Raw genomic sequence first — 19,968 nt, forward strand, 5'->3', positions numbered from 1 at the left:
CGGTGGCTGCGCCGGCGTTCTGGTGCCGGACAACAAAAAACCCCTCGTGCCGTGAGGCAAGCGAGGGGAGCGCGCCGGTGCGGTGCGAGGCGGATGATGCCTCGGTCAGCCGACGCGCTTTCCAAGTACGAGAATTCGGGTGCGCATGGCACAGACCCTCCTCCCGCCCCCGCTCGGGTGTCAAGCCGGTGGGACGGGCGTCTCAGCATTCGAGCACACCGGGTAGCCACCGCGGGCCAGCGAACCGCGCAGGTGGTGCTCGTCGAGCGGGCCGGAGAAGGCCATCCCCAGGCCCTGCGCGCAGCCCATCTCGCGCATCGCCTGGACCTGCTCGGGCCGGTCGATGCCGTCGGCGACGGCGCGGATGCCGAGGTCGGCGGCGATGCCCAGCAGGCCGCGGGTGATCTTGTGCAGCCGGCTGGATTCGACGACGCCCTCCGTGAAGGCGCGGTCGAGTTTGATCACGTCGACCGGCAGGGTGCGCAGGGCGCCCAGCGAACCGTATCCGGCGGCGAAGCCAGCGAGCGCGATCCGCACCCCGAGCCGCCGCAGACCGGCCAGCCGGCGCTCCAGCTCCTCCGGCGCGATCCGCGGGTCGCCGCCGGTCAGTTCGACCATCAGGCCGCTGGGCGGCAGCTCGTGGCGGGCCAGCAGCCTCTCGATGCCGGTGACCGGTGGGTCGCGGTGCAGCAGGCGGCGCGCGGACAGCCGTACGGTGACCGGGACGCGGTGGCCGGCGCCGTAGCGGAGCGCGGCCTGCTCGACGGCCTGGTCCAGCAGGCGGTCGAGCAGCCGCGCGGTCTCTAACCCGCGCTCGCCGTCCTCGCCGGCGGCGTGCAGGAACTCGGCGGGGGTGGAGAGCAGGCCCTGCGGGGTGCGCCAGCGGGGGCGGGCCTCCACGCCGGTGATCCGGCCGCCGACCAGCTCCACGACGGGCTGGTGCAGCAGGGTGAACTCGCCGTCGTCGAGCGCCTTCCTGACCCGGCCGGCGAGTTCGGTGCGGCGTACGGCGTCGGCCTGGAGCCGGGGGGCGTACAGCTCGACGCGGCCCTTGCCGGACTGCTTGGCCCGGTACATCGCCAGGTCGGCGTGGCGCATCACGTCGCCGGGGGCGGCGCCGGGCTCGGCGAAGGCGATACCGACGCTCGCGCCGACCCGGACCTCGACGCCGTCCACCCGGTAGGGCTCGGAGAGCACGGTGCGCAGCCGGTCGGCGATGTCGCGGACGCGGTCCTCGACGGCGCGGGCCGCCGGGCCGGAGCCGGAACCCAGGCCCGAGCCGGACGGCGGCTCGGTGGGGGCCGCCCGGGGACCGGGGATCGGGCCGTGTCCCAGGTACGCGGAGTGGCCGGAGTGGCCGGAATGGCCGCCGGGGTGGGCCGGGCAGGTCGGGTGGCCCAGCGGGTACCCGGGGTGGTCGGCGGTGTGCCCGGAGTACGCGGCGTGCGCCGGATACGGGGCCGGGTGTGCGGCCTGGCCGGTGTCCGGGCCGGAGATGAGCGCGGCGAACTCGTCGCCGCCGAGCCGGGCGGCGATGTCGCCGGAGCGGAGGGTGTCCCGCAGCCGGCGGGCGGCCTGGATGAGCAGGTCGTCGCCCGCCTGGTGGCCGACGGTGTCGTTGACCGCCTTGAACCCGTCGAGGTCGACGTAGAGCACGGCGGCCCTGGCGTCACCGGACCGGCGGCCGCCGACCGCCCGGCCGAGCCGTTCGAGGAACAGGGCGCGGTTGGGCAGGTCGGTGAGCGGGTCGTGCGAGGCGTTGTGCTGCAACTGGGCCTGCAACCTGACGCGTTCGGTGATGTCGCGACTGTTGAAGATGAGGCCGCCTTGGTAGCGGGTGACGCTGGACTCGATGTCCAGCCAGCCGTGCCGGCCGCCGCGGGAGCGTTCGCCGGGGCCGCCGCGGGACCGCTCGGAACGGTCCTGCCGGTCCGCCCGGTCCGCCCGGTCCGCCCGCTCGGAACGGTCGCCGCGGTCGGGTCGGTCGGGTCGGTCGGGTCGGTCAGCGCGGATACGGCACTCGATGCGCGTCGACGGTTCCTCGCCGGGCGGGGCGGCCAGGAAACGCCGCACCTCGTGCAGGACCCGGCCCAGGTCGTCGGGGTGGATGTGGGCGGCCAGTTCGGTGCCGACCATCTCCTCCGGGTCCCGGCCGTACACCCCCTGGGCGGCGGGGCTGACGTACCGCAGCACGCCGGTGGGCGCGGCGATCATGATGACGTCGCTGGAGCCCTGCACCAGGGAGCGGAAGTGGTTCTCCTTGTGGGCCAGTTCCTGGGTGAGCGCGATGTTGTCGAGCAGCATGATGCCCTGCCGGACCACCAGGGCCATGACCACGGTGCAGCCGGTGAGCAGCACGACGCGGTCGCACTTCTGGCCGGTGATCACGTTGTAGAGGATGCCGAGGGTGCAGACCGCGGCGGCCAGGTACGGGGTCAGGGCGGTCAGCGAGGTGGCGACCCGGCGGGTGGTGGCGCCGGTCCTGCGGGAGGAGTGCGCGTGTGCGTAGAGCCGGGCGCCGACCCAGGGGGCGTACGCCAGCAGCAGGCTGCCGGCGAACCAACCCGCGTCGAGCACCTGCCCGGAGCGGTAGTGCGCCCGCAGCAGCGGGGAGGTGAACAGCGCGTCGCACAGCACGGTGAGCGCGAGGGCGGCGATCGCGGTGTTGACCGCGGCGCGGTTGACCCCGGCACGCCGGAAGTGCAGCGCGAGCACCATGCTCACCAGCACGATGTCCAGCAGCGGGTAGGCCAGGGAAAGGGCCATTCGGGCGGTACTGGGTCCGTCGATCGCGGCGGTGCGGGCCAGCGCCAGGCTCCATGACAGGGTGAGCAGCGAGCCGCCGATCAGCCAGGTGTCCAGTGCGAGGCACACCCAACCGGCTCTGGTCACCGGGCGTTTGGCGAGCACCAGGAGCCCGATGATCGCGGGCGGGGCGAACATCAGGAAGCAGAAGTCGGCGGCGGAGGTCTGCGGCACGGGGCGGCGCAGCACCACTTCGTACCAGCCCCAGATGCCGTTGCCGAAGGCGGTCATCGCCGAGGAGCAGGAGAACAGCAGCCAGGCCAGGCGGTGCGGGCCGGCGGCGCGGCGCGCGTACAGCAGCGCGGAGACGGACGCGGCGGCCGCGGCGGCGGCAAGCCCGAAGTCGCCCATGATCAGGGCGGCTTCGTGGCTCCCCCAGCCGAGCGAGGCGCCGGTGGTGTAGCCGCCGCAGACCAGGGCCAGCAGGAGTTGGGGCAGCAGGCCGACGGTGGCGTGCCCCTGGTCCTCTGCGGTGGTCTGCGGTGCCGCGAGCACGGCTCCTCCGGTGCTCATGGTGCGGTCCGGTGTGCCGCGGTACGCCGGCGCCGCGTGATCGGTTCTCGCTGTCGGTCCTGCATCGCCCGCCCCCCTCACTCTGTCGTCGTTCACAGCGCCGCGCCCGTGGTCGTTCGGTCACGACGTGCCCCCGAATGCCGACGATACACCAGATTGGTCACTCTGGGATAGGTACTTCCTACTGTGTGTAACCGTCAGGGGGTTGCCGGCCGTATCAGGCCATGTCCCGCCGCCTCGCGGCGCGTTCGGCCCCCTCGCGGCGCGCTCGGCCGCCGGCGGGCGATCAGCTCTCGGCGACCACGTTCTCCAGCGGCAGGCCCGCGGCGAACCGCTCCAACTGCGCGCGCACCAGCCGCTGGGCGCGCGGCAGGAACGCGGAGGTGCTGCCGCCGACGTGCGGGCTGATCAGCACGCCCGGCGCGTGCCACAGCGGGTGGCCGGCCGGCAGCGGCTCGGGGTCGGTGACGTCGAGCGCGGCGATCAGGCGCCCCGACTCCGTCTCGGCGAGCAGCGCCTTGGTGTCCACCACCGGCCCGCGCGCGACGTTCACCAGCAGCGCGCCGTCCTTCATCGCGGCCAGGAACGGGGCGTCGACCAGACCGCGGGTCTGCTCGGTGAGCGGGGTGGTGAGCACCACGACGTCCGCGCCCGGCAGCAGCCCGGTCAGCTCGTCCATGGCGCGCACCGGGCCGCGCGGCGAGGAGCGCGCGGTGCGGGCGACCCGCTCCACCGTGCATTCGAAGGGGGCCAGCCGGTCCTCGACGGCGGCGCCGATCGAGCCGTATCCGACGATCACCACCCGGCGGTCGGCGAGCGCCGGGTAGAAGCCGGAGTACCACTTCTCGTTGTCCTGCCCGCGCACGAAGCGGGGGATGCCGCGCAGCGAGGCGAGGATGAGGGCGACGGTGAGTTCGGCGGTGCTGGCCTCGTGCACGCCGCGGGCGTTGCAGAGCTGGACGCCGGGCGGCAACTGCCCGAGGTGGGGCGCGATGTGGTCGACGCCGGCGCTGAGCGTCTGCACCACGCGGACGTTGCGCATCCGCGCGAGCGGGCGCCCGCCGGCGACCGGGCCCTTCATGTACGGGACGACGTAGAAGGCGGCGTCGGCCGGATCGGCAGGGAACTCCTCGGCGCCGTCCCAGAAGACGTAGTCGAAGGCGTCCGGAAGTCCGTCGATCTCGGCCGGCGGCAGGGACAGCCACACCGTGGGGCGGTCGGTGGACGCGCTCTGGCCTGGGGTGCGGTCGGTTCGGGTGGTGTCGTTCATGGTCAGGAGGCTATGGCACAGTGGGGCGGCGCAAGGAGGTTGTGACGGGTGGAGCGCAGAAGGGTCGGGGCCACGGCGCTCGACGTGGGCGCGGTCGGCCTCGGCTGCATGCCGATGAGTTGGGGTTACAGCGCCTCGCGGCAGGACGGCGCGCAGGCGCCCGGCGGCCGCCGGTCCGGCGGGCACTCGCTGCGGGTGGTGCACGCCGCCCTCGACGCGGGGGTCACCCTGCTGGACACCGCCGACATGTACGGCCCGTTCACCAACGAGCTGCTGCTCGGACGGGTACTCAAGGAGCGGCGGGCGGACGCGTTCGTCTCCACCAAGTGCGGGCTGCTCGTCGGCGAGCAGCACATCGTGGCCAACGGCCGCCCGTCGTACGTCCGCAGGGCCTGCGACGCGTCGCTGCGCCGGCTGCAGACCGACACGATCGACCTCTACCAGCTGCACCGGGTCGATCCCGAGGTGCCGGTCGAGGAGACGTGGGGGGCGATGGCCGAGCTGGTCGCGGCGGGCAAGGTGCGCACGCTGGGCCTGTGCGCGGTCGGCGCGCGCGGCGGGCGGAGCAGGGGTGGCCGGGCGGGCCGCGGCCGGCTGCACGACGAGACGATCCGCCAGCTGGGCCGGGCCCAGCAGGTCTTCCCGGTCGGCTGCGTGCAGGCGGAGTTGTCGGTGTGGGCGCCCGAGGCGCTGGCGGAGCTGCTGCCGTGGTGCGTGGCGCGCGGGATCGGCTTCCTCGCCGCGATGCCGCTGGGCAACGGCTTCCTGACCGGCACGCTCACCCCCGGTGAGGGCTTCGAGCGGGACGACATGCGGGCCCGGCACCCGCGCTTCACCGCGGAGATGATGGCCGCGAACCAGCCGATCGTGGCCGGGTTGCGCCGGGTCGCCGCCCGGCACGACGCGACAGCCGCGCAGGTCGCGCTCGCCTGGGTGCTCGCGCAGAGCCCCTCGGTGGTGCCGGTGCCCGGCACCAGGTCGGCCGACCGCGCGGCGGAGAACGCGGCGGCCGCGGACCTCGTCCTGACCGCGGCCGACCTCGCCGAGATCGCCGCGCTGCCGGCGGCCCAGGGCTCATGGGACTGACCCCGCAGTTCCCATACGGCTGGGCCGTGTGAGGAAGGTCGCGCCAACCGCCCGGTAGGCGGAGCCCGCGGTGCCCGGCACTCCCCCACGACCCAGGGCTCGTGCAACTGACCCCGCGACTCCCTACGCCTCGGCCGTGTGAGGAAGGTCGCGCCAACCGCCCGCTAGGCGGAGCCCGCGATGCCCGACCCTCCCCCACGACCCAGGGCTCGTGCAACTGACCCCGCGACTCCCTACGCCTCGGCCGTGTGAGGAAGGTCGCGCCAACCGCCCGCTAGGCGGAGCCCGCGGTGCCCGACCCTCCCCCACGACCCAGGGCTCGGAGGCATCCCCAGATCGCAAGGCGATGCGGGCGCCCCCAGCCGTCCGGCGAGGGGAGGCACCCCAACACGGCCAGGGCCCACCGGAATCCGCGGCGAAGGGGCCCCGGCAGGCCCGGCGGGGCCGGGGGTCCCGGCGAACCCGGGTCCCCGGCACCGGACGCCGGTTCGCCGATGCCCCGCTACCCGTCCGGCCGCGTGCCGCTGTCCCGCTGTCCCGCTGTCCCGCTGTCCCGCTGTCCCGCTGATCGTGAACAGGCCCTTCACCAGGGCGAGATGTGGTGTGCTTGGCTGGTGGGGGCCCGGCGGAACCGGGTCCGGCAGAACTGGTGGATCGACGGTTGCGGGAGCTGACGGTGAAGGCTAGCGGCAGGTCCGTACGGGCGTCGGCGCGCGGTGGGGCGTGGGTCGCGGGGGTGCTGGCGGCGGTACTGGTCGGCGGGTGCTCCTCGTCGGCCTCGCCCAACCTGGCGGCGCATCCGACGGGGCGCAGCGCACCCGCCTTGCCGCCCGCGGGCGGCAGTGCCGCGCCCTCCGGGGGCGCGACCCCGTCCGCCCCGGCGTCCACGCCGCCCGCGAAGGGCACCGTGAAGGTCACCGCCACCGTCGCGACCGGGCTGAGCGCCCCCTGGGGCCTGGTCCAACTCCCCGACGACAGCCTGCTGGTGGCCGCCCGCGACACGGGCCGGATCTCCCGGATCGACCCCAAGACGCACTCCGTCACCCAGATCGGCCTGGTGCCCGGCGTCACCCACACCAAGGGCGGCGAGAACGGCCTGCTGGGGCTGGCGGTCTCACCGGACTACGGCTCCGACCACCTCGTCTACGCCTACTTCTCGACCGAGTCCGACAACCGCATCGCCAGCTTCCTGTACGACCCGTCGCGGCCCAAGGGCGAGCAACTGGGCGCCCCCGACACGATCCTGCGCGGCATCCCCACCGGCTCCCTGCACAACGGCGGCCGGATCGCCTTCGGGCCCGACGGCGACCTCTACGCGGGCACCGGCGAGACCGGGCAGCGGTCGCTCGCGCAGAACATGTCCTCGCTCGGCGGCAAGATCCTGCGGATGACGCCGGACGGCGAGGTGCCCACCGACAACCCGACGCCCGGCTCGCTCGTCTACTCCCCCGGCCACCGCAACGTCCAGGGCCTGGCCTGGGACGACCAAGGGCGGCTGTGGGCCTCGGAGTTCGGGCAGGACACCTGGGACGAGCTGAACCGGATCGAGCCGGGCAAGAACTACGGCTGGCCCACCGTCGAGGGCATCGCCCACCACCCGGGCTTCGTCGACCCGGTCGAGCAGTGGCACCCCGCCGACGCCTCGCCCAGCGGTGTCGCCTACGCGGCGGGCTGCATCTGGATGGCCTCCCTCAAGGGCGGCCGGCTGTGGCGTGTCCCGCTGGCCGGGGCCAAGGCGTCCGCCGCACCCCAGGCGTTCCTCGACGGCAAGTACGGCCGGCTGCGCACCGTCGTCGCGCTCGACGACCACACGCTGCTGCTCACCACGAGCAACACCGACGACCGCGGCACCGCGCACTCCGGCGACGACCGCGTCCTCCAACTCACCGTCTCCTGAACCCTCCCCTGAACCGTCTCCTGGCGCCGCCGACGGCCAACCAGGCGGCGCGCGACCGGGCCGCAGGCAAGCAGCGGCCGGGCGGCTGCCGCAAGGGGCCGCTGCTCCCGGCGGCGCTCGGCCCTCGCGCTATTCGCGCTATCGCGCCTTCGGGAAGAGCTGGAGGCGATGGGTGAGCGCCGCGGCCTCCGTGCGGGTGGACACGGACATCTTGGCGAGGATGTTGGAGACGTGGACGCTCGCCGTCTTCGGGGAGATGAACAGCTCCTCGGCGATCTGCCGGTTGGTACGGCCGTCGGCCACCAGGCGCAGCACATCGCGCTCGCGAGCGGTGAGCCCGAGGGTGCGGACCGGGTCCTCGGGGGCGGTGCGCAGCCGCGCGCGCTGGGCGAGCTCGGCGACCCGCCCGGCCAGCGGCACCGCGCCGATCCCGGTGGCGGTGGCGTCGGCGAGGCCGAGCAGGCGGCCGGCCTCGTCGCGCGCGCCGGCTCCGCCCTCGGCGAGCAGGGCCTCGGCGCGGCACAGCCGGACCCGGGCCAGTTCCAGCGGCCGCTCCTCGGCGGCGAAGGCGTCCTCGGCCGCGGCCCACAACGCGGTGTCGTCGCCTCCGAGTTCGGCGTCGAGCAGTGCCGCGTAGGCCCGGCTCAGCGAGGTGGGCCGGGCCAGCTGCGCCGCGGCGGAGCGTACGGCCTCGGGGTCGATGCGCGCGCCGGTGACCATGATCGGCCAGGCGAACCGGGACGAGCCGAGCGGGAAGCCGTGCGTGATCGCGCGTGCCAGTTCCGCGCCGGCGTCGGCGGTCCGGCCCTGGGCGAGCGCGACCCGCATGCCGAGCAGCATCAGCGGCAGTTGGTGCTGCGGCTGGCTGTCACTGCGCAGCCCGTCCGCGGCGGCGGCAAGGTGTCCGGCGGCGGCGTCGATGTCGCCGGTGATGAGGGCGAGGAAGCCGAACAGCAGCTCGCCGCCGGCCTTCAGATAGGCGCTGGGGACCAGCCGGTTGGCCTCGGTGAGGCAGGCCGCCGCCTCGTCCAGGCGGCCGAGCGAGAGCAGCGACTCGCCCTCGTCGAGGAGCAACCAGGACCGGGTCAGCCCGGAGATCTGGGAGTCCGCGAGGGTCTGCCCGGCGCGGGCCACCCGCAGCGCGTCCACGGATCGGCCGGCGCCTTCGAGCACGGAGGCGAGGTTGCCGTGCGCGCGGGCGATGAGGCTCGGCAGCGACAACTTCACGACCTGCGCCAGCACGTCCTCCATCTCGGCGATGCCGCCTTCGACGTCGCCGCAGTCGGCCTGGAGGACGCCGAGGGTGATCCGTGCCTGGAACTCGGTGTCGCGGGTCCCGGCCCGCCGGGCGAACTCGACGGCCTGCTCGGCGGCGGTGATGCCCGCGGCACTGGGGTTGTGGATCATGATCCAGCCCGCGGTCTGCGCCAGCACCTCGGCGTGCGCGGCCGACGACGGCAGCCCGCGGACCAGCTCCTGGGCCCGGCCCAGCTCCTCCCAGCCGTCGCCGCGGCCCAGGTCCTCGATCAGCCGGGAGCGCTGGGACCAGAACCAGGCGGCCCGCAGCGGGTCCTGCGCGCCGTCCAGCTCGATCAGCCGCAGCGCCCGCTTGGCCATCGTGTAGGCGCGTTCGCGCTCGCCGCCGAGCCGGGCGGCGACGGTGATCTCGGCGAGCAGGTCCAGGAAGTGGATCGGCCGCTCCGGGTCACCGGTACGGGCCGCCGAGGTGTACTCGGCGTGGACCAGCGAGGCGTACGCCTCGACGAAGTCGGCCAGCCGCAGCGCTTCACGGACCTCGGCGGGCGCGGTGTCCCACAGTTCGAGCGCGCGTTCCAGCAGGCGGTACTGCTCGGCGTAGGCGCGCCGGTCGCGGGCCTCGACGGCGGCGCGCAGCACGGCCGGCAGCGCCTTGGCCGGGTCGTGTGCGGCGTACCAGAAGCTGGCCAGCCGGGCGGCGCGCTCGCCGGCCCGGACCAGGGACGGGTCGGCCTCGATCGCCTCCGCGTAGCGGCGGTTGATCCGGCTGCGCTCGCCGGGCAGCAGGTCGTCGCCGACCGCCTCGCGGACCAGGGAGTGGCGGAAGCGGTAGCCGTCTCCGTCGTCGGAGGGCAGCAGGATGTTGGCGCCGACGGCGGTGCGCAGCGCGTCGAGCAGGTCGTCCTCGCTGAGGCCGGTGATGGCGTCCAGCAGGCGGTACTCGACGGCGTTGCCGCCTTCGGCGACGAACTTCGCGACCCGCTGGGCCGATTCGGTCAGCTGCTCGACCCGGACCAGCAGCAGGTCGCGCAGGGAGTCGCTGATGCCGCTGAGGCAGTCGCCGCGGATGCTGCAGGCCAGCTCCTCGACGAAGAAGGGGTTGCCGTCGGAGCGGGCGAACACGTCGTCGACCACCGCCTCGCCGGGGGTCTCGGCGAGGATCGCGGTGAGCTGGCGCCCCACCTCGTCGCGGCTGAAGCGGCTCAGCTCGATGCGCTCGACGGTGCGCAGCCGGTCGGTCTCGGCGAGGAACGGCCGCAGCGGGTGCCGGCGGTGGATGTCGTCGCTGCGGTAGGTGGCGGCGATCAGCAACCGGGCGCGCTGCACCGAGCGGAACAGGTAGGCGAGCAGTTCGCGGGTGGAGCGGTCGGCCCAGTGCAGGTCCTCGACGACCACGACGAGGGTGCGGTCGGCGCCCAGCCGCTCCAGCAGGCGGGCGGTGAGTTCGAAGAGCCGGACCCGGCCCTCCTCGTCGTGCTGGTCGCGGTGGCCGGCGCCGCTGTCGCCCAGTTCGGGCAGCAGCCGGGCGAGTTCGGCCTCCTGGCCGGCCACGGCGCTGGTCAGCTCGGTGCCGAGGGTGCGGTAGAGGTGGCGCAACGCGGTCGAGACCGGCGCGAAGGGCAGGCCCTCCGCGCCGATCTCCACACAGCCACCGATGGCGGTGACGGCCCCCGCTGCACGCGCCGCCGCCATGAACTCCTCGGTGAGCCGGGTCTTGCCGACGCCCGCCTCGCCGCCGATGAGCACCGCCTGCGGCTCGCAGCCGTCGGCGGCGGACAGCGCGGCGGTGAGCCGGGCCAGTTCGGTGTCGCGGCCGATGAACTCGGGGCTGAGGGACTGCGTCTGCACGTTTCCGAGCATCGCACGCCCGGCGCCTGTAGCGACACCGATTACGGCCCGGGGTGCGGTGGCGGGCCCGTTCCTCGCCGCACCCCGGGTCGCCGGCTGGGTGGTCATGCCGCGCCACGCGGGCTCGGGGCCCGGTGGACGCGGCCGAGGGAGCCCGCGCCGGAGCGATCGGTGGAACCGACCCGGGAGGTGCCGGCGCGATCGGAGGGAGACGCCCCCTCGGCGTCCGTGCGCGCCGCGGTGTGCGGCTGGGCGCGGCGTGCCTGGGCGCGGGCCCGGCGCTGCGCGGCGCGACCGGCCTTCGCCTCCTCGACGAGGCGACGCTCCTCGGCGCGACGGCGGAGTTCGGCGCTGCGGGCCTGGTGGAGTTCGTAAGCAAACATCTGGCTGCTCCTTGGAAGTGCTGCTCTCTTTGTGCCTCCTAGCTTCGTCTCCAAGGGGGGTCGGCCACATCGGGCAGCTTCCCGAAGTTCCGGTGCCTGCCGGGGCCTTCATGTGCCTAGGCGGCCGCACGATCGGCCTAGGCGGTACTCAGATGCGCCTTAGACGGTGCCTTATCCGAGCGCGCGGGGCCTTAGACGCCTTACAGGACACCTGAGGGCGCCTTAGTCGGCGTCGAACGGACTGAGTCGGAGCGCGCCGCCCGGGTACGGGCGCGCACCGGGGTCACGCGCCCCGACGATCCGCCGCGGTCATACGGTGACGCGCCCCGCGGGTGGCTCGACCGCGGTCAGGGCGCCTGCGGGTACCGAGCCCGGTGGCACGGCGCCCGGTGACACGGCGCCGGCCGGTGACGGGACGGGTGCGGCGGCGGGCGGCCGCGCGGTCGGCACCGTCTCGATGTTGAGCTGCGGCAGCCGTCGGTCCAGCCACCCCGGCAGCCACCAGTTGGCCGGGCCGAGCAGGTGCATCAGCGCCGGGACCAGCAAGGTGCGCAGCACGAAGGCGTCGAGGGCGACCGCCGCGGCCAGGCCGATGCCGAACATCGCGATCACCCGGTCCCCGCTGAGCACGAACGCCAGGAAGACCGCGACCATGATGACCGCCGCGGAGTTGATCACGCGGCTGGTCTCGGCGAGCCCCACGCGTACCGCCCGGCGGTTGTCCCGGGTCTCCCGCCACTCCTCGTACATCCGGCTGACCAGGAAGACCTGGTAGTCCATGGAGAGCCCGAACAGCACCGGGACGAGGATCACCGGCAGGAACGGTTCGATCGGCCCGGCCCGGCCCAGCCCCAGCCATTCGCTGCCCCAGCCCCACTGGAAGATCGCGGTGACCACGCCGAAGGAGGAGGCGACGGCGGCGACGTTCATCACCGCGGCCTTGACCGGGACGCCGATCGAGCGGAAGGCGAGCAGCAGGAGCAGGCAGCCCAGCCCCACCACGCAGCCCACGAAGAGCGGAAGCTTCCCGATCACCACCGCGGCGAAGTCGTCGTAGCTGGCCGTGGAGCCGCCGACGTAGACCTGGAGGTCGGTGCCCTTCTCCGCGGTCGGCAGCACGTCGTGGCGCAGTTCGTCGACCAGATGGGAGGTGGCGGTGGACTGCGGGGAGCTGTCGGGCACCACCGTGATGACGCCGGTGCTGCCGGAGGCGTCGATGTCGGGGCCGCTGACGGAGGCGACGCCCGGGGTGTCCCGGAGGGTCTGCGGCAGGTGTTCGAGGGCGACCAGCGCGCCCGCGCTGTCGGTGGTGGCCACCAGGGTGAGCGGGCCGTTGGTGCCGGGCCCGAAGCCGTCGGCGAGCAGGTCGTACGCCTTGCGGGTGGTCGCGGTGGAGGGGTCGTTGCCCTGGTCGGATGTGCCCATGTGCAGCGAGAAGGTGGGCAGCGCGAGCACCACCATGACGACGGCGGCGAGCGCGCCGAGCAGCCGTGGGTGCCGGGAGACGAACCCGGACCAGCGCGCGGCGACGCCGGTGGCCGGCTGCGCGGGGGTGTCGGCGCCGCGGCAGCCGGCGTGCTCCTCGGATCGGCGGTGCTGCGCGGCCTGGCAGCCGCCCCCGTGTGCCAGCGCCCGCCGCTCCCTGCTGCTGAGCGCCCGGTGCCCTATGAAGCCGAGCAGCGCGGGCAGCAGCGTCACCGACGCGGCCACCGTGAGCAGGACCGTCAGCGAGGCGGCGACCGCGACGCCGTTGAGGAAGCTGAGCCGGAGCAGCAGCATGCCGAGCACCGCCACGCACACCGTGCCGCCGGCGAAGACCACGGCCTTGCCGGTGGTGGCCACCGCCTCCTCGGCGGCCCGGGCGACGGACAGCCCGCGTTTGAGGCCCTTGCGGTGCCGGGTGACGATGAACAGCGCGTAGTCGATGCCGACGCCCAGCCCGATCAGCATGCCGAGCATGGGGGCGAAGTCGGCGACGGTCATCGCGTGGCCGAGCAGCACGGTGCCCATGTAGGCGGTGCCGCAGCCGATCAGCGCGGTGGCGATCGGCAGCAGCATCGCCGCGAACGACCCGAAGGCGACCAGCAGCACCACCGCGGCCACCGCGACCCCCACCACCTCGCTCAGGTGGGCGCTGGCCGCCTCGGTGTTGCCGACCGCCTCCCCGCCGAGTTCGACCTCCAGGCCGGGTCCCTGGCCCGCCTTGGCGGTGTCCACCAGCGCCTGGGCCTGGCCGCGGCTGACGCCGTCGGCGTCCTTGCCGTAGCCGACGGTGGCGTAGGCGGTGTGGCCGTCGGAGCTGATCTGGGCGGCGCCCGAGGAGCCGTAGGGGCTGATCACGGAGGTGACGCCGGGCAGGGTGCGGGCCTGGTCGAGCACCTTCGTCATGGTCTGCTCGACGGCGCCGGCGCGTACCGTGCCGTGCTCGGTGTGCCACACGATCGAGTCGGAGTCGCCGGCCTGTCCGGGGAACGCGGTTCGCAGCAGGTCCGCGGCGTGGCTGGACTCGGTGTTCGGCGCTTCGTACTTCTGGGAGTACGCGGAGCCGGCGACCGTGGCGGCGGCGGTGAGTCCGACGAGTGCGGTGAGCCACAGCAGGACGACGGTGAGTCGGCGGCTGAGGCACCACCGGGCGAGTACGGCCATGGGCTGCTGTCCCCTTGCGGGTGCGGTTGCGTGGTCGGTACGCCCCGCGTGTCCCGTGGCGATACGTGCCGCCTACTGTGCCAGGAGAAAGAGATCCTTTGCGGCTTTCGTGCTGCTCCTCACAACTGTCCGAAAAGGATAAAGGCGGCACCCCCGGATCGGGGGTGCCGCCTCCTCGGGCGTGTCGTCCAGGTCGCCCTGGAGACGTCCTCCGGGTCAGCCCTGGAGCTTCTCCAGCACCAGTTCGCGCACCCGCTTGGCGTCCGCCTGCCCGCGGGTCAGCTTCATGACCGCGCCGATGAGCGCGCCGGCCGCCGCGAGGTTGCCGCCGCGGATCTTCTCGGCGACCGCCGCGTTGTCCGCGATGGCCTGGTCGACGGCCGCACCGAGCGCGCCGTCGTCGGAGACGACCTTCAGCCCGCGCTTGTCGACCACCTGGTCCGGGTCACCCTCGCCGGCCAGCACGCCCTCGATGACCTGCCGGGCCAGCTTGTCGTTGAGGTCGCCGGCCGCCACCAGCGCGGCGACCCTGGCCACCTGCGCCGGGGTGATCGCCAGCGCGGACAGCTCCGCGCCGGTCTCGTTGGCGTGCCGGGCCAGTTCGCCCATCCACCACTTGCGGGCCGAGGCCGCGTCCGCGCCCTCGTCGATGGTGGCCGTGATCAGGTCGATCGCACCGGCGTTGAGCGCGGACTGCATCTCGAAGTCGGAGATGCCCCACTCCTGCTTGAGCCGCCCCCGGCGGGCCAGCGGCAGTTCGGGCAGCCCGGCCCGCAGTTCCTCGACCCATTCGCGGGCCGGGGCGACCGGCACCAGGTCCGGCTCGGGGAAGTAGCGGTAGTCCTCTGCCTCCTCCTTGATCCGGCCGGAGGCGGTGGAGCCGTCCTCCTCGTGGAAGTGCCGGGTCTCCTGCACGATGGTGCCGCCCGAGGAGAGCACCGCGGCGTGCCGCTGGATCTCGAAGCGGGCCGCCCGCTCCACGCTGCGCAGCGAGTTGACGTTCTTCGTCTCGCTGCGGGTGCCGAACTTCTCCCGGCCGTGCGGGCGCAGGCTCAGGTTGACGTCGCAGCGCATCTGGCCCATTTCCATCCGGGCCTCGGACACCCCCAACGCCTTGATCAGCTCGCGCAGTTCGGCGACGTAGGCGCGGGCCACCTCGGGCGCACGGGCGCCGGCGCCCTCGATCGGCTTGGTGACGATCTCGATCAGCGGGATGCCGGCCCGGTTGTAGTCCAGCAGGGAGTGCGAGGCACCGTGGATACGGCCGGTCGCGCCACCGATGTGGGTGGACTTGCCGGTGTCCTCCTCCATGTGGGCGCGCTCGATGAGCACCCGGAAGATCTCGCCGTCCTCCAACTGGACGTCCAGGTAGCCGTTGAACGCGATCGGCTCGTCGTACTGCGAGGTCTGGAAGTTCTTCGGCATGTCCGGGTAGAAGTAGTTCTTCCGGGCGAACCGGCACCATGCGGCGATCTCGCAGTTGAGCGCCAGGCCGATCTTGATGGCGGACTCGACGCCGATCTCGTTGACCACCGGCAGCGCGCCCGGCAGGCCCAGGCAGGTCGGGCAGACCTGCGAGTTGGGCTCGGCGCCGAGCTCGGTGGAGCAGCCGCAGAACATCTTCGTCCGCGTGCCGAGCTCCACGTGGACTTCCAGGCCCATCACCGGGTCGTACGACGCGAGCGCGTCCTCGTAGGACAGCAGGTCCGTGACGGTCACTGTTCCCTGTACCTCTTCTCCGTCGGTCCGTCAGTCCGCGAGGACGTCGTCATCGCTCAGCCGGCGCAGCTCGCGTACGAGCAGCACGATGCCGGTGGTCACCGCGGCGGCGCGCAGCACGGCGTCGATCAGCTGGAGGTTGTCCTCCTCGCTGCGGGCGGAACGCACCTTTTTCACCGCGGTGAAGGCGCTGAACAGCGAGGTGCCGATGGACAGGTAGGTGCCCCTCTTGCTCTTGCCGCCCTTGGCCGACAGGTCCGCCGAACCGTTGTTCTTGCCGCTGGTGCTCTTCGCCGCGGACTTCGTCTGGGTGCTCATAGCTGCGGTGCCTCCTCAAGTAGCGGGTGGCCCCACTTCGACACGAAGGCGGCCTCTACTGCGGCGCCGACCCGGTAGAGCCGGTCGTCCTTGAGCGCGGGCGCGATGATCTGCAGGCCCACCGGGAGACCATCCTCCGGGGCGAGGCCGCACGGCAGCGACATCGCCGCGTTGCCGGCCAGGTTGACCGGGATGGTGCACAGGTCGGCGAGGTACATCGCCAGCGGGTCGTCCGCGCGCTCGCCGATCGGGAACGCCGTGGTGGGCGTGGTGGGCGAGACGATGACGTCCACCTGCTCGAAGGCGCGCTCGAAGTCGCGGGTGATCAGGGTGCGGACCTTCTGCGCGGAGCCGTAGTAGGCGTCGTAGTAGCCGGAGCTGAGCGCGTAGGTGCCGAGGATGACGCGGCGCTTGACCTCGGGGCCGAAGCCGGCCTCGCGGGTCAGCGCGGTGACCTCCTCCGCGGACCTGGTGCCGTCGTCGCCGACCCGCAGGCCGTAGCGCATCGCGTCGAAGCGGGCCAGGTTGCTGGAGCACTCCGACGGCGCGATCAGGTAGTACGCCGCCAGCGCGTACGTGAACGACGGGCAGGACAGCTCGACGATCTCGGCGCCCAGCTCGCGCAGCAGTTCCACCGACTCGTCGAACCGCTGCACCACGCCGGCCTGGTAGCCCTCGCCGCCGAACTCCTGGATGACGCCGATCCGCAGGCCCTTGACGTCGCCGTTGCGGGCGGCCTCGACCACCGGCGGGACGGGGACGTCGACCGAGGTGGAGTCCATCGGGTCGTGGCCGGCGATCACCTCGTGCAGCAGCGCCGCGTCCAGCACGGTGCGCGCGCACGGGCCGCCCTGGTCGAGCGAGGAGGAGAAGGCGACCATGCCGTAGCGGGAGACCCCGCCGTAGGTCGGCTTCACCCCGACGGTGGCGGTGACCGCGGCGGGCTGCCGGATCGAGCCGCCGGTGTCGGTGCCGATCGCCAGCGGCGCCTGGTACGAGGCGAGCGCCGCGGCCGAGCCGCCGCCCGAGCCGCCCGGGATACGGGTGAGGTCCCACGGGTTGCCGGTCGGGCCGTACGCGCTGTTCTCGGTGGAGGAGCCCATCGCGAACTCGTCCATGTTGGTCTTGCCGAGGATCACCACGTCGGCGGCCTTCAGCTTCCTGGTGACCGTCGCGTCGTACGGCGGCAGCCAGCCCTCCAGGATCTTGGAGCCGACGGTGGTCGGTACGCCCTCGGTGGTGAAGATGTCCTTCAGCGCCAGCGGCACCCCGGCGAGCGGGCCCAGCTCCTGCCCGGCGGCGCGCTTGGCGTCCACCGCGCGGGCCTGGGCGAGCGCGCCCTCCCGGTCCACGTGCAGATACGCGTGCACCTTCTCGTCCACGGCCTCGATCCGGGCCAGGTGCGCCTCGGTCACCTCGACCGCGGTCAGCTCGCCGGACGCGATCTTCTGCGCCGTCTCGGCGGCGGTGAGCCTGATGATGTCCGTCACGGCGTCAGTCCTCCCCCAGGATCTGCGGGACCTTGAAGCGCTGCTGCTCCTGCGCGGGCGCACCCGACAGCGCCTGCTGCGGGGTCAGCGACGGCCGGACGGTGTCCGAGCGCATCACGTTGGTCAGGGGCAGCGGGTGAGAGGTCGGCGGGACGTCCTCGCCGGCCACCTCGGATACGCGGGCTACGGCGCCGATGATGTCGTCGAGCTGTCCGGCGAAGTGGTCCAACTCTTCGCGTGACAGCTCCATCCGCGCCAGCCGGCCGAGGTGGGCGACCTCCTCGGGCGTGATGCCAGGCATGCAGCGGTCCTCTGCGGGGTGAGATGTCAATGGGTGCCCAATCCTACGGTGCCCCGTGGAAGTCCCCGCACCCCGTTTCCCCCCGGAGGGGCGCCCTCGCGGAAGGCGGTGCCCGTCAGGGGCGCGGGGAACCGCGCGACCAGCCGGATTCGTGGCGCGCCGGGCCCGCGGGCTCAGCCCCGCGGCGATGCCGCCCACCCCGCACCCCTGACGGGTGAACGTCCTCCGCGACAGCGCCCCAGCCCCGGGGAGGGGGCGCCGTCGGTCCGCTTCCGCGGGCGAAGCCCGCTACGCCCGCTTCGCGGGAAGCGCCGCCGCGGGCCGCTGCCAGCCGCGGTCCCCCCGCGCCTGAAGCCAGTGCGTCGCCTCCTGCTCGGGCATCGCGGCGGCGACCAGCCACCCCTGCACCGCGTCGCACCGCAGGTCCCGCAGCCGCTCCCACGTCTCGTCGTCCTCGACACCCTCGGCCACGACCATGAGCCCGAGGGAGTGCGCGAGGTCGATGGTGCAGCGCACGATCTCCGCGTCCTCGGCGTCCGCGATCAGCCGGGCCACGAACGAGCGGTCGATCTTCAGCTCGCTGACCGGCAGCCGCCGCAGGTGCACCAGCGAGGAGTAGCCCGTGCCGAAGTCGTCCAGGGACATCTTCACGCCGTGTCCGGTGAGCCCGTTGAGCGTGTCGGCGGCACGCTGCGGGTCCTCCAGCAGGACGTGCTCGGTGATCTCCAGCTGGAGGGAGCCGGGCGGCACCTGGTGGCGGGCCAGCCGCGCGGCCACCGCCCCGGCGAACCCCGGACTGTGCACGTCGCGCGGCGAGACGTTGACGGCGACCGGGACGTCCAGGCCCATCGCCCGCCACCGGGCGATCTGGGCGAGCGCGGTGTCCAGGACGTACTCGGTGAGCCGCGGCATCAGCCCGGAGGTCTCCGCCATCGCGATGAACTCCTCCGGGTTGACCCGGCCCCGCTCGGGGTGCTCCCAGCGGACGAGCGCCTCCAGCCCGGCCACCTGGCCGTCGAACCGCACCTTCGGCTGGTAGTGGAGTTCGACGTCGCCCGCGTCCAGCGCCCTGCGCAGGTCGCCCAGCAGGCCCAGCCGGTCGGGGGTGTTGGCGTCGCGGGTGGCCTCGTAGACCTCCGCGCCGCTGCGGTCCCGCTTCGCCTGGTACATCGCCACGTCGGCGCGGCGCAGCAGCCCTTCCGCGTCGGACGCGTGCTCGGGGAAGACGCTGACGCCGGCGCTGGCCTCCAGCACCAGCGTCAGCCCGTCGAGGCTGAGGGGTGAGCCGAGCGCGGCGACCAGGGTGCGGGCGATCCGCTGCGCGCGGGTGGCGGAGTCGCAGGCGGGCAGCAGCACCGCGAACTCGTCGCCGCCGAGCCGGGCCGCCTCGGCGCCGCGCGGCAGGGCCAGCCGCAGCCGGTCGGCGACCTGGAGCAGCAGCCGGTCGCCGGCCAGGTGCCCGAGGGTGTCGTTGACCGACCGGAACTTGTCGAGGTCGATGAGGATCAGCCCGACCCGGCCCCAGCCCGCGGGCGCGGGCTCGCCCGGCTCGGCGCGGCCGACGGTCCGCGCGGCGTCGATCGCGGACCAGGTGCGCTCCAGCAGCCACTGGCGGTTGGGCAGGCCGGTCAGCGGGTCGCGCAACTGCTCCTCGGCGCGGGCGTGCACGATCCACAGCGTGGAGTCCAGCGCGATCAGCGGGACCGCGAAGAGCGGCAGCAGCGCCGGCTGGTCACAGGCGACGACGAGGATCAGCGGGGAGATGCCGAGCAGGGCCGCGCCGACCAGCCCCTGCCGGACCAGCGCGGTGCGCGCCACCGTGGGCAGCCCGCCGCGCGGCGCGAACGCGGCCCACAGCAGCACCCGGGTCGCCGCGAGATAGGCCAGTGCGGTGACCACGACGCAGGGCAGCGCCGACCAGCCCCAGTCGGCCGTCGTCCAGGGGTGCGCCACGGACGGGTGGATGCCGAACAGGTCGAGGCTGAGCGCGCCGGCGCCGATGCCGAGGATGTCGATCGCGCCGTGCAGCCCGGCCTGCCGCCAGCGGTGCCGGCGGGCGGCACCGACCAGCACCACCACCGCGAGGCTGACCAGCACCGCGGGCACCCAGCCGAACAGCAGCAGCACCGCGAGCACGAGGGCGGCACCGGAACCGGTGCCGCCCCACCAGCGGTCGCGCCCCATCGCGACGAGATGACCGACGATGATCCCGCTGAGGACGGCGAGTGCCCAGCCGATCCGGCCGCCGGGGAACAGCGCGTCGCCGTTGTCCAGCAAGCGGCCCACACCGGCGGCCAGCGCGGCGGCCGCGGCGACCAGTACGGCCCACCGCACCAAGGGCGCCGGGCTCGCGGGGAGAACGGGCGCGGCCACGCTGCTTCGGGGCAGCCGTGCCGCTCCGGCACTCTCCGTGGGTTCCATACCCGTGTCCCTCT

The 19,968-nt window shown here is 73.7% G+C and carries 12 protein-coding genes; 2 read left to right on the forward strand and 10 right to left on the reverse strand.

Features of this window, described 5'->3' with window-relative positions; translation table 11 throughout:
* Positions 1-180: 180 nt before the first annotated feature.
* Both ACIPAE_RS19775 and ACIPAE_RS19780 read right to left on the reverse strand, forming a co-directional pair.
* Entirely contained in the window at positions 181-3,318 is a 3,138-nt protein-coding gene (locus ACIPAE_RS19775) for a putative bifunctional diguanylate cyclase/phosphodiesterase (RefSeq protein WP_402446708.1), read from the reverse strand.
* 286 nt (positions 3,319-3,604) lie between these two features.
* A complete protein-coding gene (locus tag ACIPAE_RS19780) occupies positions 3,605-4,525 on the reverse strand; it encodes a 2-hydroxyacid dehydrogenase (protein ID WP_328474560.1) in 921 nt (306 codons plus the stop codon).
* Positions 4,526-4,636: 111 nt separating this feature from the next.
* Here ACIPAE_RS19780 and ACIPAE_RS19785 point away from each other — a divergent pair, with 111 nt between their 5' ends.
* Together ACIPAE_RS19785 and ACIPAE_RS19790 are read left to right on the forward strand one after the other, a co-directional pair.
* Positions 4,637-5,674 (forward strand): aldo/keto reductase, encoded by a 1,038-nt coding sequence (locus tag ACIPAE_RS19785; protein ID WP_329364314.1) that lies wholly within the window; start codon positions 4,637-4,639, stop codon positions 5,672-5,674.
* A 676-nt stretch (positions 5,675-6,350) separates the two neighbouring features.
* On the forward strand, positions 6,351-7,571 hold the full coding sequence (locus ACIPAE_RS19790) for a PQQ-dependent sugar dehydrogenase (protein WP_402446711.1): 1,221 nt from the start codon (positions 6,351-6,353) through the stop codon (positions 7,569-7,571).
* 138 nt (positions 7,572-7,709) lie between these two features.
* Here the strand turns inward: ACIPAE_RS19790 and ACIPAE_RS19795 are convergent, their stop codons facing one another.
* From ACIPAE_RS19795 to ACIPAE_RS19830, 8 genes are all read right to left on the reverse strand, one after another.
* The gene (locus ACIPAE_RS19795; protein ID WP_329364316.1) at positions 7,710-10,676 is read right to left on the reverse strand and encodes an AAA family ATPase; all 2,967 of its coding nucleotides are present in this window, start codon (positions 10,674-10,676) and stop codon (positions 7,710-7,712) included.
* Positions 10,677-10,780: 104 nt separating this feature from the next.
* A complete protein-coding gene (locus tag ACIPAE_RS19800; protein ID WP_329364318.1) occupies positions 10,781-11,059 on the reverse strand; it encodes a hypothetical protein in 279 nt (92 codons plus the stop codon).
* Between the two features lie 309 nt (positions 11,060-11,368).
* Positions 11,369-13,705 carry an MMPL family transporter gene (locus ACIPAE_RS19805; RefSeq protein WP_402446715.1) on the reverse strand — a complete coding sequence of 779 codons (2,337 nt, stop codon included), beginning with the start codon at positions 13,703-13,705 and terminating at the stop codon, positions 11,369-11,371.
* Positions 13,706-13,921: 216 nt separating this feature from the next.
* Positions 13,922-15,424 carry an Asp-tRNA(Asn)/Glu-tRNA(Gln) amidotransferase subunit GatB gene (gene gatB / locus ACIPAE_RS19810; RefSeq protein ID WP_329364322.1) on the reverse strand — a complete coding sequence of 501 codons (1,503 nt, stop codon included), beginning with the start codon at positions 15,422-15,424 and terminating at the stop codon, positions 13,922-13,924.
* A 30-nt stretch (positions 15,425-15,454) separates the two neighbouring features.
* A complete protein-coding gene (locus ACIPAE_RS19815) occupies positions 15,455-15,742 on the reverse strand; it encodes a hypothetical protein (RefSeq protein WP_329364324.1) in 288 nt (95 codons plus the stop codon).
* Positions 15,739-17,232: an Asp-tRNA(Asn)/Glu-tRNA(Gln) amidotransferase subunit GatA gene (gatA, locus tag ACIPAE_RS19820; RefSeq protein ID WP_329364326.1), complete on the reverse strand. Its 1,494-nt coding sequence runs from the start codon at positions 17,230-17,232 to the stop codon at positions 15,739-15,741. Before gatA ends, ACIPAE_RS19815 begins: the two co-directional genes overlap by 4 nt.
* Positions 17,233-17,236: 4 nt before the next feature.
* Entirely contained in the window at positions 17,237-17,533 is a 297-nt protein-coding gene (gene gatC, locus ACIPAE_RS19825) for an Asp-tRNA(Asn)/Glu-tRNA(Gln) amidotransferase subunit GatC (protein ID WP_202236395.1), read from the reverse strand.
* Positions 17,534-17,821: 288 nt separating this feature from the next.
* On the reverse strand, positions 17,822-19,954 hold the full coding sequence (locus ACIPAE_RS19830; RefSeq protein WP_329364330.1) for an EAL domain-containing protein: 2,133 nt from the start codon (positions 19,952-19,954) through the stop codon (positions 17,822-17,824).
* Between the last annotated feature and the right edge of the window lie 14 nt (positions 19,955-19,968).

It is taken from the genome of Streptomyces sp. NPDC087270, assembly GCF_044744625.1.
In the GTDB taxonomy this organism is placed as follows: Bacteria; Actinomycetota; Actinomycetes; order Streptomycetales; family Streptomycetaceae; genus Actinacidiphila.

What these genes read in the sequence shown, in the direction of transcription:
- ACIPAE_RS19775 (WP_402446708.1), bottom strand. Translation starts at nt 3,318, where the DNA reads ATGAGCACCGGAGGAGCCGTGCTCGCGGCACCGCAGACCACCGCAGAG.
- ACIPAE_RS19800 (WP_329364318.1), bottom strand. Translation starts at nt 11,059, where the DNA reads ATGTTTGCTTACGAACTCCACCAGGCCCGCAGCGCCGAACTCCGCCGT.
- ACIPAE_RS19805 (WP_402446715.1), bottom strand. Translation starts at nt 13,705, where the DNA reads ATGGCCGTACTCGCCCGGTGGTGCCTCAGCCGCCGACTCACCGTCGTC.
- ACIPAE_RS19815 (WP_329364324.1), bottom strand. Translation starts at nt 15,742, where the DNA reads ATGAGCACCCAGACGAAGTCCGCGGCGAAGAGCACCAGCGGCAAGAAC.
- gatC (WP_202236395.1), bottom strand. Translation starts at nt 17,533, where the DNA reads ATGCCTGGCATCACGCCCGAGGAGGTCGCCCACCTCGGCCGGCTGGCG.
- ACIPAE_RS19830 (WP_329364330.1), bottom strand. Translation starts at nt 19,954, where the DNA reads ATGGAACCCACGGAGAGTGCCGGAGCGGCACGGCTGCCCCGAAGCAGC.